This is a genomic window from Mycobacterium sp. NGS11 (genome assembly GCF_059813315.1).
The window spans coordinates 95,916-111,868 of record NZ_JCALEJ010000006.1 but is presented as its reverse complement, the minus strand read 5'-3'; the positions used below and the strand labels follow the sequence as shown (position 1 = coordinate 111,868).

The following is a 15,953-nucleotide window of genomic DNA, read 5'->3' as shown; positions in this document are numbered from 1 at the left end:
AGCCGGTCAGCTCGCGGCTGAGCTTTCCGCGACCGCGTGGTCGAACCGCAAGGTGACCCGGGTGCCGGCCGGGGTGCGACGCGTTTCGACGTGGTCGGCCAGCCCGCTCATCAGGGTGAGGCCGCGCCCGCGGCGGCGGCTGCGCAGGCTGGCCGACGAATCGCCGACCCACCGGCCGGTGTCACTGACGGTGATCGCGACGGCGTCGTCTCGCAGGAAGGCCTCGATCGACACCGTCTCGCGTGGCTCGTTGCGGCTGCCGTGTTCGATCGCGTTGGTGACCGCCTCGCCGGTTGCCAACAGGATGTCGGTTTTGCGCCCCGGCGCGACGACGATTGAGTCCAGCCAATCCCGCAGCTGGTGGCGTGCGACGGGAATCTGTGCGGGTGCGGCCGGCACCACCGTGGCGAAGCTGCCCGCGGCCGCGTGGCTTGGCCGCAGCGCGAGCACCACGACGTCGTCGCGGTAGCCGGACGGCGGGGCCATTCGGGCCAGCAGCTCCGCGCAGATCTGTTCCACGGGCAGGCCGACGCACTGCGCCGCGACCGCCCGCAGGCGGTCGAATCCGTCGTCGAGCGACTCGCCGGCCCGTTCCATGAGTCCGTCGGTGTAGAGCAGAATCAAACCGCCCGCCGGCAGCTCGGCCGTCGCGGTGTCACCGTGCGGTTGGTCCGACGCCCCGTGCACACTGTTTGCCTTCACCGACACCGGCGCACGCCGGCCGGACTCCAGGTAGACCGCGCGCCCGTCGGGCAGCACCAGCAGCGGATAGGGGTGTCCGGCGCAGCTGTAGCTGATGGTGGCAGCGCCGCCGCGGGCTTCGGTGTCGATCTGGGCGTACGCCACCGTCGCGCAGCGCGCTCCGGCGACGCTCGCGGCATATCGGTCCAGGGCGCCCAGCACCGCGTCCGGCTCGCCCGCGGTGAGCGCGGAGGCGGCGACCGCGGCACGCAGCCTGCTCATCACGATCGCCGCGGCCAGGCCGTGCCCGACCACATCACCGACCGATATCGCGATCCTGCCGGGGTGATCCAGCGGCGTGACCGAATACCAGTCACCGCCGACCCGCATCGCCTCCGCCGCCGGCTGATAGACGGCCGACACGACCGCGGCGGTGGAGCCGCGATCCAGCTCCAGCAGGTGCTCTTGGAAGTCGACGGCGATCTCGTGTTCACGGGCCATCAGACGGACCCGGTCCAGGGCAGCGGAGGTCAGCTCGCCCATGCGGGCGAAGGCTTCGAGGTCGGCGGCGTCGAATTGGCGCGGCGCGGGCCACAGCAACACCAGCACACCCAGGATGCGGTCGGCGCCATCACGCAGCGGGTGGGCTACGCAGGCGCGGATGCTCGCGGCGCTGTCCTGCACGGCGTGCGCGTAGCGCGGGGGCAGGTCGAACGTGTCGGTGACGACCATCGGCTCACCGGTGCGCACGACATCGGCTCCGATCAGCGGGGCGTCGTGGGCGACGACGTGGTAGCGGTCGCGGAACTCCGAGGGCAGATCGCCGGCGTATTCGAAGCGCACGGACTGCTCGGAGTCGACGACTCCGATCGCGACCGCACCGGCGTCGCCCGAGCCGAAGGAGGAACCCAGCAGGGCGTCCATGATCTCGCCGACCGAGCCGGCGCCCTGCAGCGCCGAGTCGAGGTGCACCAGTTCGGCGGCCAGGCCCGACTGTGCCTCGCGACGCTGCCGGTCACGCTCGCGGCCGACGGCGGACAACCTCGACGCCAGCCGGTCGATCAGCTCTTGGGACCGGAACGGCTTGGGCAGATAGTCGTCGGCCCCGCCGGCGTAGCCCTCGTCGACGGCCTCGGCGCCGGCGCGGGCGGACAGCATCAGGATCGGCGTCGCGGCCAATTCCGGGTCGGCGCGTACGGCGGCGACGAAGCCGAAGCCGTCGAGCCCGGGCATCATCACGTCGGTGACGATCGCGTCCGGGCGTAACTTCCGGGTCGCGGCCAGCGCCGACTCGCCGTCGCCGACCAGAGCCGTCTCCCAGCGGGCCGACAACACCCGGTTCAGGTGCGCCCGCATGTCCGCGTTGTCGTCGGCTATCAGCACCAGTTGGCGGGTCCTCTCGGGCCCGGCGGCGACGGGTTCGGCGGCCGTCATCACCCACTGACTGGCCTCGGCGACATACGGATTGGTCGCATCGGGCCCGGCGGGCGACGGGCCGACGACCGCGCCCGACAGCGATCGCGGCACCCTGACGGTCACGATGGTCCCGCGGTCCAACTCGCTGTCGATTTGCGTAGTGCCGCCGTGCAATTCGACCAGGCCCCGGACCAGAGACAAACCGATCCCGGTGCCCTCGACGCTGCGGCCACGAACGTTGTCGGCGCGGTAGAAGCGCTCGAACAACTGCTTCAGATCCTCGGCGCCGATGCCGACCCCGGTGTCGCGCACGGCGATCACGCAGTCCCCCGCCTCGGTTCGTACCTGCACCGAAATCGTGCCGTGCAGCGTGTATTTGACGGCATTGGACAGCAGGTTGAGAAGGATCGTCTCCCACATGCCCGGATCGACGTCGGCCAGGGCCGGCCCGCAGTCCAGCTCGAGCTCGAGCCCGGCCCGGTGACAAAGCTCCGTGAACGACGAGGCGATCTGCGCGGTGAGCGCACCGACGTCGGTGCGCACCAGCCTCGCGTTGGCCCGGCCGGCCTCGATGCGGGAGAAGTCGAGCAGCGAGTCGACCAGGCGCTGCAGCCGCCGCGCATTGCGTCCGGCGGTGGTAAGCCGCTCCGCGAGCACGCTTTCGGGTGCCGCGTCCGACAGCGCGTCGTCCAGCGGCCCCAGCAGCAGGGTCAGCGGGGTGCGGAACTCATGGCTGACGTTGGTCAAGAATGCCGTCTTCGCCCGGTCCAGTTCGGCCAGCGCATCGGCTCGCTGCCGTTGCTGCTCGTAGGAGACGATCGAAGCGAATGCCGACGACAGCTGGTCGGCCAGCAGTTGGCAGAAGCCGCGGTACTGCGTGTCGAGGGGACAGCGCGGGTTCGTGCCGACGACCAACGCCCCAGGCCTCGCCTGCCTACCCACCGGCAGCACCAGCGCGCTCTCGGGGCAGTCGTCGCCCAGGACTTCCTTGATGCGAGGAAACCTTGCCGCGATGCCGCCGATTTCTTGTACATCGCCCCGGGACCACGACGCCCGGTCCGAGTGGGTCAACCGCGCGAGCGAATCCGGCAGGAATGCCAGCGTCGAGGCTGTAGCGCCCCGCAGCGTGGCGTCACCTTCGGGGTCGGCGACATAGACGGCGATCAACGGGAGATCCGCCGGTTGTGCCGCACATATCTCGACGGTCACGTTCACCGCGTCATCAATGGTCTGGGTTTCCATCACTGCGGACGCGACGGCGTTGAGCACGTGCAGCCGCCGTTCCCCCATCACCCGCTCGGTGGTCTCGGTGACCGCACAGAAGATCCCGGAGACATCGCCGTTAGCGGCGATCATCGGGCCGTAAGTGAAGGTGAAATACCGGTCTTGCCGTCGGCCTTCTATCACCATGGTCAGCAAGAGGTCGCGCGCCCACGTCGCCTCACCGGTTGCGACGACCCCGGCGAGCATCGGCGCGATGGAGTCCCAGATGTCCCACCACACCTCCCGGCCGCGCCGCCCCAGCGCGGCCGGATGCTTGTCGGCCAGAGCAGGTATGTAGGCATCGTTGTAGACGAGGAAGAGATCCTGCGGCCCCAGCCACAACACGATGGGAAACCGTGACGTCAACGCCGTCACCACCGCCACGCGAAACTCGGCCGGCCATTGTTGCGGCGGGCCCAGCGGATGACCGTCCCAGTCGAATTCGGCGAACCGCCGGCCCATCTCACCGCCCAGAGAAACAGCAGCGGCCAGGTCAGCCGGCAGTCGCGAATCCGTCACTGTCGTCTTCGTTGCAACGCCGCGGAAAGCGTGGGGTAGATGTCGAAGACGCGGTCCAGTTCGGTGACCTGAATCGGTCGCAGCACCTGGTCGTGGTCGGCGACCAGGCGAACGGGCGTCCCGCCGGCTTTCCCGCCTTCGTGGCAGTCGAGCACGGCGTTCAGCGCAGCGCTTCCGAAGAAGTCGACAGCCAACAGATCGATGACCACGGGTCGGACCGGCTGCGCCGACGCCAGGCCGAGCGCGTTGCTCAGCTGAGCGGCGAGCTCAGCGACGGTACTGGAGTCGACATCGCCTTTGACGCGCACGATCACTGCATCGTCGTGGGCCTCGTGTTCGACCGCCAACAACTTCATGCCTTTCGCCGCAGCCAACGTGAGGTCTGCAGCCGCGAAGCCCGATGACGCGGCGGTATGCGCGGTCGCGCATCGCAGACCACCAGACATTATCCCCTACCCGAACTGCCCGTTTACCGATTGGCTGGTTACCCGCTGGGCTCGGGGGGGATCCTCTCGTGCACGGTCAGCAGTAGATGGTCGAATTGACCCTGCAGAGCGGCCGCCGGCGCGGGCAAGGTGGGCACCTCGGCAAGCAACTGCTTGGCCAGTGCGCGAAGTTTCATGTTGGTCTCCTGCGAGCGCCACTGCAGCACGCGGAACGCCTGCTCGGCGCTCACCCGGTAGACGAACATCAGCACGCCCTTGGCCTGCTCGATGGCCGCGCGGCTCTCGAACAGGTCCGGCAGCGCCTCGTCGAGCACTTCTTGCCTGGTCTCGTCGAAGGTGTTGGTGAGGTCGATGTAGTAACCCTCGGTGCCCAGCATGGCGCCCGACTCGTCGCGCATGCGGTCGGCGACGACGATGGCGTCGTGCACCGTGCCCGCGGTGTCGAGGAACCGGTGCCTGCTCGAGAACGACTCCTCGGACTGCAGCGCGTAGTCGAGCAGCTCCTGCACATGCGCGCGGTCGTCGGGATGCTTGTGCGACATCAGCAGTTTGGTCGTCGGCACGACCTCTCCCGGTTCGTAGCCGTGCATCCTGGCGACCTCGTCCGACCACTCCCAGCGCTGACCCACGAACCAGAAGCGGAACGCGCCGACGTTCAGGTATCCGGGGGCGGGCTCGACGGGATCGGAAAACCGCGCGCCGTCCCCGTTGGATGACGATTCCCCTGTTCGCCTGCGCTGTTGCACGTTTGCATTTTTCCACTACGGGAATGCCCTCGGCTACCGCCCCGGCGGAAATGGCCGTCGATCGTGCCACGCGGTGTCTTGTGGGGGTAACGTCGCGTGCGGACCCATCCATACGACGCGGGAGCGCACGCCGAGTGCGCTGAGAGGACGGCTCGGGGCCGTCGACCGTACGAACCTGACCGGGTAATGCCGGCGTAGGGAGATGAAAAATGACTGATGTCCTTTCCGGAACTGCGTCGGGCACCGCTTCGCCCAATGTTGAGCCGGCCGTGACCACGGGCCCGATCGCGGGCAGCAGCAAGGCCTACCGCGAGATCGCCGGCCCGGACGGGGTCACCCTGCGGGTGCCGCTGCGGCGCGTGCACCTGTCGACCGGCGACGACTTCGACCTGTACGACACCTCGGGCCCGTACACCGATCCGGACGCGACGATCGATCTGACGGCCGGGCTGCCGGCGCGGCCCGGGGTGGTCCGCGATCGCGGCACCCAGCTGCAGCGCGCCCGCGCCGGCGAGATCACCGCCGAGATGGCTTACATCGCCGCCCGCGAGGGCATGCCCGCCGAGCTGGTTCGCGACGAGGTCGCGCGGGGCCGCGCGGTGATCCCGGCCAACCACAACCACCCCGAGATCGAGCCGATGATCATCGGCAAGGCGTTTGCAACCAAGGTGAACGCAAACATCGGCAACTCGGCGGTGACGTCGTCGATCGCCGAGGAGGTCGACAAGATGGTGTGGGCAACCCGGTGGGGCGCCGACACCATCATGGACCTGTCCACCGGCAAGAACATCCATGAAACCCGTGAGTGGATCCTGCGAAACTCCCCGGTGCCGGTCGGCACGGTGCCGATCTACCAGGCCCTGGAGAAGACCAAGGGTGACCCGACCGAGCTCACCTGGGAGCTCTACCGCGACACCGTGATCGAGCAGTGCGAGCAGGGCGTCGACTACATGACCGTGCACGCCGGCGTCCTGTTGCGCTATGTGCCGCTGACCGCCAAGCGGGTCACCGGCATCGTCTCGCGCGGTGGTTCGATCATGGCGGCCTGGTGCCTGGCGCATCATCGGGAGTCGTTCCTGTACACCAACTTCGACGAGCTTTGCGAGATCTTCGCCCGCTACGACGTCACCTTCTCCCTCGGCGACGGCCTGCGGCCGGGATCGATCGCCGACGCCAACGATGCGGCGCAGTTCGCCGAGCTGCGCACCCTGGGCGAGTTGACGAAGATCGCGAAATCCCATGGCGTGCAAGTGATGATCGAGGGGCCGGGGCACGTCCCGATGCACAAGATCGTCGAGAACGTGCGCCTGGAAGAGGAGTGGTGTGAGGAGGCTCCGTTCTACACGCTGGGCCCGCTGGCCACCGACATCGCGCCGGCCTACGACCACATCACGTCGGCGATCGGCGCGGCCATCATCGCCCAGGCCGGCACCGCGATGCTCTGCTACGTCACCCCCAAGGAACACCTGGGGCTGCCGGACCGCAAAGACGTCAAGGACGGCGTCATCGCCTACAAGATCGCCGCGCACGCAGGCGATCTGGCCAAGGGGCACCCCCACGCGCAGGAACGCGACAACGCATTGAGCACGGCGCGATTCGAGTTCCGCTGGAACGACCAGTTCGCGCTGTCGCTCGACCCGGACACCGCGCGGGAGTACCACGACGAGACGCTTCCCGCCGAACCCGCCAAGACCGCGCACTTCTGCTCGATGTGTGGGCCCAAGTTCTGCTCGATGCGTATCACCCAGGATGTCCGCGACTACGCCGCCAAGCACGGCCTGGACAGCGAGGAAGCGATCGAGGCGGCCATGTCCGAGGGCATGGCGGAGAAGTCGCGTGAGTTCGCCGAGCACGGCAACCGGGTGTATCTACCGCTGGCCCAGCAGTGATCGCAAGCGCGGGTATAGCGGGTCGCCACCATTTAGCCCAGTGACGTTCCTGCCGCTGCCCGCTCCGGGCACGACGCCGCGGCGGGTGCTGTCCATCGCCGGGTCGGACTCCGGGGGCGGCGCCGGCATCGAAGCCGACATGCGCACGATGGCTCTGCTGGGTGTGCACGCGTGCGTCGCGGTCACCGCGGTCACCGTGCAGAACACGTTGGGAGTGCAGAGCTTTCACGAGGTGCCCGCCGACGTCGTCGCCGGACAGATCGAGGCCGTGGTCGGTGACATCGGCATCCAATCCGCCAAGACCGGGATGCTGGCGTCGCCGCGGATCATCGACACCGTGGCCAGCACCTGGACCCGGCTCGGGTTGACGGTTCCGCTCGTCGTGGACCCGGTGGCGGCCTCCATGCACGGCGATGCGCTGATGGCACCCGCCGCCCTGGATTCGCTTCGCAGTCAACTGTTTCCGTTGGCGACGCTGGTGACACCGAACCTCGACGAGGTGCGGCTGCTGGTCGGCATCGACGTGGTTGACCCGGTGTCGCAGCGGGCGGCGGCCAAGGCACTGCATGCGCTGGGCCCGCAATGGGTGCTGGTCAAGGGCGGTCACCTGCGGTCATCGAATCGCAGCTGCGACCTGCTCTATGACGGCGCCGATTTCCACGAGTTCGACACCCAGCGAATCGCCACGGGTAACGACCACGGCGGTGGCGACACGCTCGCCAGCGCCGTCGCGTGCGCACTGGCGCACGAGTTCACCGTGCCGGACGCCGTCGGGTTCGGGAAGCGTTGGGTTACTGAGTCTTTGCGCGCCGCCTATCCGCTGGGCCATGGCCATGGCCCCGTCTCCCCCTTGTTTCGGCTGTCATGAATTTGGATCAGATCGCGGGCATCGCGCACGAACCGGACGGTGCCCCCAAGGGCGTGGTCGTCTTGACCCACGGCGCCGGCGGTAACCGCGATGCGGTTCTGCTGCAACAGGTTTGCGATGAGTGGGCGCGGCGCGGCTGGCTGGCGGTGCGCTACAACCTGCCCTATCGGCGCCGCCGGCCGACCGGCCCGCCGTCGGGCTCGGCCACCACCGACCGGGCCGGCATCGTCGAGGCGATCACGGTGTGCCGCGGCCTTGCCGGCGGCCCGCTGATCGCCGGTGGGCATTCCTATGGCGGTCGGCAGACGTCCATGGTGGTTGCGGCCGGGGAGGCCGTGGTGGATGCGCTGACGCTGTTCTCCTATCCGGTGCATCCCCCGGGCAAACCCGAACGCGCCCGCACCGAACACCTGCCCGACATCACGGTGCCGACGGTGTTCACGCACGGCACATCCGACCCGTTCGGCACTCCCGACGAATTGCGTGCCGCCGCCGCGCTGATCACCGGGACGACCGCCGTCGTCGAGATCGCCAGTGCCCGACACGATCTGCGATCGAAGACGTTGAACGTCCCGGCGTTGGCCGTCGATGCCGCCCTGCAGCTGCTGGGGCGGAATTAGACAGCTGAAGCTGGACAGTTTCAACTGTCTAGATTAGGGTGGTGGCGTGGATGGCATCAGCGACTCCGCGGTGGCGGCGGCGCGCGACATCAGGGTGGTGTTCAGCCGGCTACGGCGCCGGCTGAAGGGCATCGCGACCGATGGTCTGACGCCTTCACAGACCGCGGTGCTCACCCGGCTCTGGAAAGAGGGGCCGTCGTCGGCCAGCGTATTGGCCGGCGCCGAACAGGTGCGCCCGCAGTCGATGGCCACCATCCTGGCCGCCCTGGGCCAACGCGGGCTCATTGAGCGCACACCGGATCCGAATGACGGTAGGCGCCAGATTGTTTCGCTGACCCCTGCGGGCAAGCGGCGCGCCGAAAGCGACCGGCGCGCCCGCGAGGAGTGGTTGGCCTGCGCCATCCAGGAGCGCTACACCGAGGCAGAGCGGCGCGTCATCGTCGACGCGCTGTCGCTACTCGAGCGCTTGACCGAGCAATGAAAGGACAGGTGCCACAATGCAAGTAGGACTGCACTTCATCGACTTTCTACCCGGAGACCCAGCAAGGCTGGGCCCGACGCTGGCCGACGCGGCCAAGGCCGCCGAGCAGGGCGGCGCCACCCTGTTCACCCTCGCCGACCACCTCTTCCAGATGGAGGAGCTTGCGCCCGCGCAGAATCCATTCCTGGAGGGCTACACATCACTGGGCTTCCTGGCCGGCCAGACCACGACGATCGACCTGGCCCTGCTGGTCACCGGCGTGACCTATCGCTATCCCGGTTTGTTGGCCAAGGCTGTCACCACCCTGGACGTGCTGTCGCAGGGCCGGTCGATGCTGGGTTTGGGCGCGGCCTGGTACGAACGCGAGCACACCGCGCTGGGCATTCCGTATCCGCCACTGAGCGCCCGCTTCGAAATGCTGGAAGAGACGCTGCAGATCTGCCGGCAGATGTGGAGTGCGGACGACGGGCCCTACACCGGCACGCACTACCGGCTGGACGAGACAATCTGTGAGCCGCAACCGATTCGGCGACCCCCGATCCTGATCGGCGGTGACGGCGAGAAGAAGACGCTGCGCCTGGTCGCGCAGTACGCCGACATCTGGAACAGCATGTCGAACGATGTCGAGGAGCTCCAGCACAAGATCGAGGTGCTGAACCGGCACTGCGACGCGGTGGGCAGGGATCCTGGTGAGGTCCGCAGGACGTCCGGTGGCCTGGCCGGTGCCGACCCCTTCGACAACACGGACGAATTCCTGAAGATCGTCGAACGCTACGCCGCGCTGGGTGTCGACATGATCAACATCGGCCCGATGCCCGGCACTCCGGATCCGGTCGGGTTCGTCCGCCGCCTGGGCGACGAGGTGATTCCGCGGATCGCCGAAATAGGCTGACGGCGTTCGGTATTCGTCATCCGGGGTAGCGGGAATAGCAGGCGTCCGCGTTGCCGGTCACGCCGCCGCGGAACGCCGCGATCCGAGTGAAACCGGCCGGCACGCTGGTGCCGTCGGCGTCGCTGGCGACCAGATGGTTCGTGAGCAGACCGGCGACCGCCTCGTCCAGATCTCCTGCGGTGAGCAGCAATTGGTTGTGCGAGGGGAGGTCGATCGGCTCGGCCATCTTGCGATGCGCCACACCCGTCAGGCATGCGGTCCGCAGCGCGGTCCATGGGCTCTGCATCGCCAGACCGCGCTCGTGCTGCACCGCCAGCGCGTATCTCGACATCACGACGGACAGCGCGGTGTCGTCGCCTTGCGGCAGGGTGTGTTGCTTCTCGTCGGCGACCGCGCCCATTTCGGCGAGCCCGGTCAGGTCGACCACGATCGTGTTGGTGCTCGGACAGTAGGACGCCGGCGGCGTCGCCTTGGCGTCCGGGCAATCGGCCGGCTCGTAGGACAGCGCCGGCGGATTCGTCGGAGCGAAGATCTTTCCCAGCAGGTCCATCAGATTCGACAAGGTGTCCTTGTTGATCGGCACCTCACCGGTCTCCGTCGCCCCGGAGTTGTCGACCCGCAAGGCGTTTGGCAAATCGCCGCGGCGCTTCTCGATTTCGTTGCGGTTGATGGCCGCGCAGGCCGAGGCGCCGTTGAGGAAACCCATCTGGAAGGCGCTGACGCGGTCCAGGGCCGAGCCGTGCGCGTCGTCGTTCTGCGTCTCGCTGTCCATCACGGGGTCACGGGTGGTGATGATGCCCGCCAGCACGTGGTCGAGCCCGTCGGCGGTGCTCAGCGTGAAGCGCGGCGACTTGCCGTCGGCGACCCAGTACAGATAGACACCCGCGAAGCAGTCGGCCTGCTGTTCGCGGATGATGGTCGCGTCCCGTCTGGTCACCAGCTTCGCCATCTGCTGCAGCGCGTGGCCGAATTCGTGCGCCAGCACACCGGTGACGGACATGTCGCCGAAGTACTTCTGCGCGATGGGCATGAATACGCCGCGGTCCCAAGCGATCAGGTTGCATCGGCCGGTGTAGAACGCGTTGACGAGCTTGTAGGTGTCGTTGTTGCACACGATCGGGCTGCGCGGATCGCTCGAGTTGTACGACACCATCTTGCTGACCGGAACGAACTTGCCCTTCAGCGATTGGTCGTACACCGACTGCCAGTAGTCCTCGATGTCGTTGACCGACAGCAGCGCCAAGGTGTCGATGGGCCCGTTGTCGGTGTTGAGCACCTTGCCGTTGGGAATGGGTGCGTTCGAACGGGTTCCGCTGGGCCCGTTGGTCGCGGGCAGACCACCCACCAGAAAGGGGTCGTTGAGCATCGACAGCGCGCGCCCGCCGACGAACGTCGTGCATCCGGCGACCACGAGCACCGCCGCCGCCCACACAACTGCCGACCTGAGCGCATGCCTATTCATGACCAACCTCATCCCGACCGGCTACAGGGCAGCATCAAGGAAACTCATCCTAGAGGCATTGACCCTACACGGCAGCACAAATCGAGGGACCCAGCAAACTTGCGGCAAGGCACTAGAAAGGCGGCGGCTCGCCGTCGCCTTCGGCCGGCGGGGCGGGACCGAGGCACGCGGCCTCGCGCTCTTGACGTTCGGGTTGCCGGGCATGGTGGTTTTGCCGCCGCTCGGCGGCGATGCGTGCGGCCCGGTTTTGGGCGCGGGTGCGCTCGCGTCGGGGCATCATGGCGGTGCGGTCGGCGCAAGGGTCTGGTCTTGGCGGGGCTGGTGCGGGCGCGGCGCCGGTGGCCGTGCACAGCTGGGGAAACAACAGCGCGCTACCCGGAGCGGTGACGTAGGTCTGCCCGTCGGGCAGGCCCCAAATCACGGTCCCGTCGGGCAGCTGCCGGTCGCGCCAGCCCCAGAACGTCTTCATCAGATGGTGAAGACGGCACAGCGCCTTGAGGTTCGAGGCGTGCGTCGCGCCGCCGTCGGCGTAGGGGACCGTATGGTCGAGGTCGCATTCGGTGGCCGGACGGTCACAGCCCGGCGCCCGGCACGTCAGATCCCGGCAGCGCACGAAGTCGGCCAGCGCGGCCGAGGGGGCGTAGCGGGGTTCGGCGCCTGTCGGCGTCGTCAGTGGTACCTGCCGCGCCGACTTGGCCAGCTCGGTGAGCACCTCTGCCGGGATGAGTCCCTCGACGCCGGGCAGGGCACCAGGCGTCGATACCCTGCCCTCCACGCTGGCCTGCTCAGCGATCACGTGGATCACGACATTGCTCTTGGGCTTGCTCACGCTCGGCTCACCCGCAGCACACTCGGCACGCCCGCAGCCGCACACCAGCCGCGAACTTCCGGCGGCCAACGCCCCCAACGCATCCGCGCGCCGCTGCGCGGCGGTGCGCGGATCGGCCTGGCACACCGTGGCGGCCAATTGGTCGAGTCGCCGGTCCAGCGCTAGGCCGTCGGGGCCAAAGACACTGCCCTCCACATACGCCATCCCCGACTCATTGGCCAAGACATCCACATAGCGGTCGGCGACCGCGTCCTTGGCGCGGCGCACCGCATCGGCGTCCACCAATGCCACGACCCGATCCACCGCCGCGGCCAACCCACCCTTGGTCAGCGAGGGACGCCGCGACAGCAGCACCGCCAACCGCGCGTCGACCCGAGCCAACACCTCGGCATCGGTGATCAGATCGGTGCGAAACACGATCGTTTGAAACGCCCGGTAGTCGATATCGCCGTTCTGAAAAACCTTGCCCACCTGGGGCAGCCGCTCCCGCATCGCCATGGCGTAGCGCAAGTAACTGTGGCCCATCGCCACACTGCACCCCAACGCCGCGCCCAACTGCGCAGCCACCGCATCCCACGCGTCCGCCGACCACTCCGCGCGCTCCCCCGACTCGCGGCAGCGCAATACCAGCAAGTCGCCGGCGGCCACCAGTCGCTCGGCGGCCGCCCGTGCCTCCGCGCGCCCCGCGTCACGCACCCGGTCGAGCAGCGCGGCCGACTCCGGGGTCTCCCGCGAGGCATACCACCATTCGAACATAGGTTCGATACTAGCGCGATCTACTGACTCAAACTATTTGGCAGGGTCGCGGCTTGTGGATAAATGCCGCGGCCGGAAGTCGTCAGGGCACGCGTGTGCGATGCCTCTTGTTGTGCGGCGGCACACCGTTGATCCCACCGATCGACTCCGCGTAGCTGCCGACGGCGAACCCGACGCCAGAACCCATGACCGCCAACGCATCCCGGTTGATGTTGTCGACGGTGTCGCGAGGGCTCTGGAAGTTCGGATCGAACGCCACGCCGGCCTGTCCGCCCCATAACCGGGCCTGGATGGGAGTTTTCGGCTGCGAAGCTCCGGTGGTCATGCCCCCGACGGGCACGCCCGCAACCATGAAGGGGTGGTAGTCGGCCCTGGTGTCCAACGGCATGTCCGCGGGCCGCTTGCCGGCGAGGTTCAGATAACCGGCGAGCGTGCGTTCGATGCCGGCCGAGCCTTCGGGCACATCCGCGGCCGAGACGCCGGGTCCGGGTGGCCCGGACTGATCGCCGTCGTCGGTGAAGAATCCGGCGTTGGGCGAACCCAGCATCGTGAAGTTCAAGTACAGCGCGATGTCATTGAGTTGCTCACGGTCCATGCCGAACACGAAATCCATGACGCCGTTGCGCCCGTCCTCGTCGGCACCCCAGAACACGAACCGGACCGCGTTGTTCACCGGCGCCAGCGGGCCCAGTCGCAGCGCCGTCTCCAGCACGGCGGCCACCCCGGAGCCGTCGTCGTTGATCCCGGGTCCGGCGCGCGAGGCGTCCAGATGCGCACCCACTACGACGACGTCGTTGGCCGACCCGGACTTGGTCTGCGCCACGACGTTTCGGGAGGTGATCTTGACGTTCTGCGCATCCAGCACCAGCCGTACCGGTGCGGTCGCGCCCGTCAGCGCGGCGGCGCCGGAGGATCCCAGCACGGCGACCGGCACGGTCAACTGTTTGAAGTAGCCGGTGGTGAACAAAGTGGGTGGAGCTCCGCGCCCGGTCGGGGAGCTGAGCACTATCACCGCACTCGCACCCCTGGCCACCGCGCTGTTCTGTTTGTCGACCACCGAGCACTGGGCGTCGTCGACCACGGCGATCGCCCCCTTGGGCACCACGGCCGGGTAATCGCTGGCCCGGCAACCCGACGGCTGCGCCGGACGGATCGGCTGCCCGGTCAGTCCGCCGGGCGGGGTCTGTACCAGCAGCGAGGCCTGGTCGACGGGATAGGTGCGGCCGGCAACGGTCACCGCCGGCTTGCCCAACGAGACGGTGTAGAGCCGGTCGAACTGCGGCGTCTGAACGTCGAAACCCCTGTCGCGCAAGGCTTTAGCGACGTAGTCCACGCTCGCGTTGAAACCCGGCGTGCCGTCCGCGCGGTTGCCGCCGTTGGCGTTGGCGATGTCCTGCAACGCACGCAGGTGCGTCAGCATGCCCTCGGCAGTCACCTTCTTGGCCAGGCTGTGCCCCAGGTCCGGTGTCGTTGTCGGCAGCGCCAGCCGCGTCGACGAACAACCGGCCACCATCGCGATCGACAGCAGCGTCGCGCCCAGCCGGGAAATCATGACTTGACGAGCACGTGCCGGGTGCGGTCCGCCATCGCGGGAACGCCGTTGTGGCCACCGAGGTCTTGCGCGTAGAGACCGATCGCGTAAGCCACACCGCCGCCGTTGATCCCCAACGCGGTGCGGTCGACGTGGTCGAGGGTGTCGGTTTTCTGGTGGTAATTGGGGTCGAACGGTTGATCGGCCGTCCCGCCCCACAACTTGGCCTGATCCGCGGACATCTTGCCCTCGGCGCCCGAGAACAGGCCGCCGGCGGGAATCCCGGCCAGCGTGAATCCGTCGTAGTCAGACCGGCCGTCGAACGAGGTGTCCTGCGCCGTCTTTCCGGCCGCCTTCAGGTAAGCGACCAGCGTCCGCTCGATGCCTGCCGAACCCTCCGGCACCACCGGCTGGCCACGAGCGTCCAGCGGCAGCGACTGGTCGCCGTCGTAGGTGAAATAGCCGGGGTTCGGCGACGCGAGCATGTCGAAGTTCAGGTACAGCGCAATGTTTTTCAGCGCCGTCAGATCCAGGGACTCGACATAGTTGCGCGACCCGATCAACCCGAGTTCCTCGGCGCCCCAGAAGCCGAACCGCAGCGCGTTGTGCACCGGCGGCGAACTCCCCAGCCGCACAGCTGTTTCCAGCACAGCAGCGACACCCGATCCGTTGTCGTTGATGCCCGGCCCCTCCGGCACGCTGTCCAGATGCGCCCCCGCCATCACCACGTCGGTCGCCGATCCGGTTTTGGTCTGCGCAATCACGTTGCGCGCCCGGAAGCTTTGGGCGGTGGCATTGAGCTTGATCGTGGTGGGTCCCGGTTGCCCGCGCAGCTGCAGCCCCACCGATCGGGTCACGCTCAGCACCGGAATCTTCACGTCAGTGGTTGGCCCCAGCGTGCCGCCCATCTGTTGTTCGTCGACGTTGTCGGCGATGATCATCGCCACGGCGCCACGCTGTGCCGCGGCCTCTTCCTTCTGAGCGAACGGGCAGGTGCCGCGATCGACCAGCACCACCGCGCCGCGCACCGGCAAGTTGGCGTAATCGGAGGCCGCGCAACCGAGGTTGTTCGCCGGCGCGGCGACCAGCGGCCCGGTCACGCCGTCCGGCGCGGTGCCCAGGCTGAAGTCCAGCGCGTGCGCCTCCACCGGCTTGCCGCCGACGGTGACGTCCGGCTTGTCGCCGTGAAACACTCGCGCCGAGAACTCGGGGGTCTGCACGTCAAACCCACTGCCGCGCAGAACTTTAACCACGTAGTCGACGCTGGCCTCATATCCGGGTGTGCCCACCGCCCGGGTGCCGTTGTTGGCGTTGGCGATGTCTTGCAGCTTGGACAGGTGTGCCATCATCGCGTCCGTCGTGACCTTGTCGCGCAATGCGGAGGCGAATTCGCCCGCGGCGGGATGTGTTTGCTGCGAGTCAGACGACCGATGGAAGCAGCCGGTCGACAATGCGGTCAGGGCGACCACGGCGAGCAACGCCGGAATCGTCGTGGATTTGTTCACCATCGCGCCCCAGGTTAGACCGCGGCCCAGGCGGCCGGGTTCAGGACAC

At 68.0% G+C, this 15,953-nt stretch carries 12 protein-coding genes and 1 riboswitch; of the genes, 5 read left to right on the top strand and 7 right to left on the bottom strand.

Annotation, left to right across the window (positions count from 1 at the left end; translation table 11 throughout):
* Window positions 1–6: 6 nt before the first annotated feature.
* The 3 genes from AC5Y4T_RS10580 to AC5Y4T_RS10570 form a co-directional block, all read right to left on the bottom strand.
* Window positions 7–3,879: an ATP-binding protein gene (locus AC5Y4T_RS10580; protein ID WP_499952957.1), complete on the bottom strand. Its 3,873-nt coding sequence runs from the start codon at window positions 3,877–3,879 to the stop codon at window positions 7–9.
* Window positions 3,876–4,235 carry an STAS domain-containing protein gene (locus tag AC5Y4T_RS10575; protein ID WP_499952956.1) on the bottom strand — a complete coding sequence of 120 codons (360 nt, stop codon included), beginning with the start codon at window positions 4,233–4,235 and terminating at the stop codon, window positions 3,876–3,878. Before AC5Y4T_RS10575 ends, AC5Y4T_RS10580 begins: the two co-directional genes overlap by 4 nt.
* A gap of 128 nt (window positions 4,236–4,363) precedes the next feature.
* Window positions 4,364–5,071 (bottom strand): PAS and ANTAR domain-containing protein, encoded by a 708-nt coding sequence (locus AC5Y4T_RS10570; protein ID WP_499952955.1) that lies wholly within the window; start codon window positions 5,069–5,071, stop codon window positions 4,364–4,366.
* Between the two features lie 107 nt (window positions 5,072–5,178).
* A riboswitch (TPP riboswitch) is annotated at window positions 5,179–5,289 on the top strand.
* Here AC5Y4T_RS10570 and thiC point away from each other — a divergent pair.
* The 5 genes from thiC to AC5Y4T_RS10545 all read left to right on the top strand — a co-directional run bounded on the left by thiC (window position 5,281) and on the right by AC5Y4T_RS10545 (window position 9,821).
* Window positions 5,281–6,960 (top strand): phosphomethylpyrimidine synthase ThiC, encoded by a 1,680-nt coding sequence (gene thiC, locus AC5Y4T_RS10565; RefSeq protein ID WP_499917946.1) that lies wholly within the window; start codon window positions 5,281–5,283, stop codon window positions 6,958–6,960. It overlaps the preceding riboswitch by 9 nt.
* Before the next feature lie 40 nt (window positions 6,961–7,000).
* Window positions 7,001–7,828: a bifunctional hydroxymethylpyrimidine kinase/phosphomethylpyrimidine kinase gene (gene thiD / locus AC5Y4T_RS10560; RefSeq protein WP_499952954.1), complete on the top strand. Its 828-nt coding sequence runs from the start codon at window positions 7,001–7,003 to the stop codon at window positions 7,826–7,828.
* A complete protein-coding gene (locus tag AC5Y4T_RS10555) occupies window positions 7,825–8,448 on the top strand; it encodes an alpha/beta hydrolase family protein (RefSeq protein WP_499952953.1) in 624 nt (207 codons plus the stop codon). The genes thiD and AC5Y4T_RS10555 overlap by 4 nt, the downstream gene beginning before the upstream one ends.
* Window positions 8,449–8,494: 46 nt before the next feature.
* The gene (locus AC5Y4T_RS10550; RefSeq protein WP_499948087.1) at window positions 8,495–8,929 is read left to right on the top strand and encodes a MarR family winged helix-turn-helix transcriptional regulator; all 435 of its coding nucleotides are present in this window, start codon (window positions 8,495–8,497) and stop codon (window positions 8,927–8,929) included.
* 16 nt (window positions 8,930–8,945) lie between these two features.
* Window positions 8,946–9,821 (top strand): LLM class F420-dependent oxidoreductase, encoded by an 876-nt coding sequence (locus tag AC5Y4T_RS10545; RefSeq protein ID WP_499917942.1) that lies wholly within the window; start codon window positions 8,946–8,948, stop codon window positions 9,819–9,821.
* Window positions 9,822–9,837: 16 nt separating this feature from the next.
* Here AC5Y4T_RS10545 and AC5Y4T_RS10540 read toward each other — a convergent pair whose 3' ends face one another.
* The 4 genes from AC5Y4T_RS10540 to AC5Y4T_RS10525 form a co-directional block, all read right to left on the bottom strand.
* Window positions 9,838–11,283, bottom strand: coding sequence for a neutral zinc metallopeptidase (locus AC5Y4T_RS10540; protein ID WP_499952952.1), 1,446 nt, complete (start codon window positions 11,281–11,283; stop codon window positions 9,838–9,840).
* Window positions 11,284–11,395: 112 nt separating this feature from the next.
* Window positions 11,396–12,868, bottom strand: coding sequence for an HNH endonuclease signature motif containing protein (locus tag AC5Y4T_RS10535; protein ID WP_499917940.1), 1,473 nt, complete (start codon window positions 12,866–12,868; stop codon window positions 11,396–11,398).
* A gap of 82 nt (window positions 12,869–12,950) precedes the next feature.
* Window positions 12,951–14,420, bottom strand: a complete 1,470-nt coding sequence (locus AC5Y4T_RS10530) for a M28 family peptidase (RefSeq protein WP_499917939.1) — start codon at window positions 14,418–14,420, stop codon at window positions 12,951–12,953.
* Window positions 14,417–15,907: a M28 family metallopeptidase gene (locus AC5Y4T_RS10525; RefSeq protein ID WP_499917938.1), complete on the bottom strand. Its 1,491-nt coding sequence runs from the start codon at window positions 15,905–15,907 to the stop codon at window positions 14,417–14,419. Before AC5Y4T_RS10525 ends, AC5Y4T_RS10530 begins: the two co-directional genes overlap by 4 nt.
* Window positions 15,908–15,953: the final 46 nt, after the last annotated feature.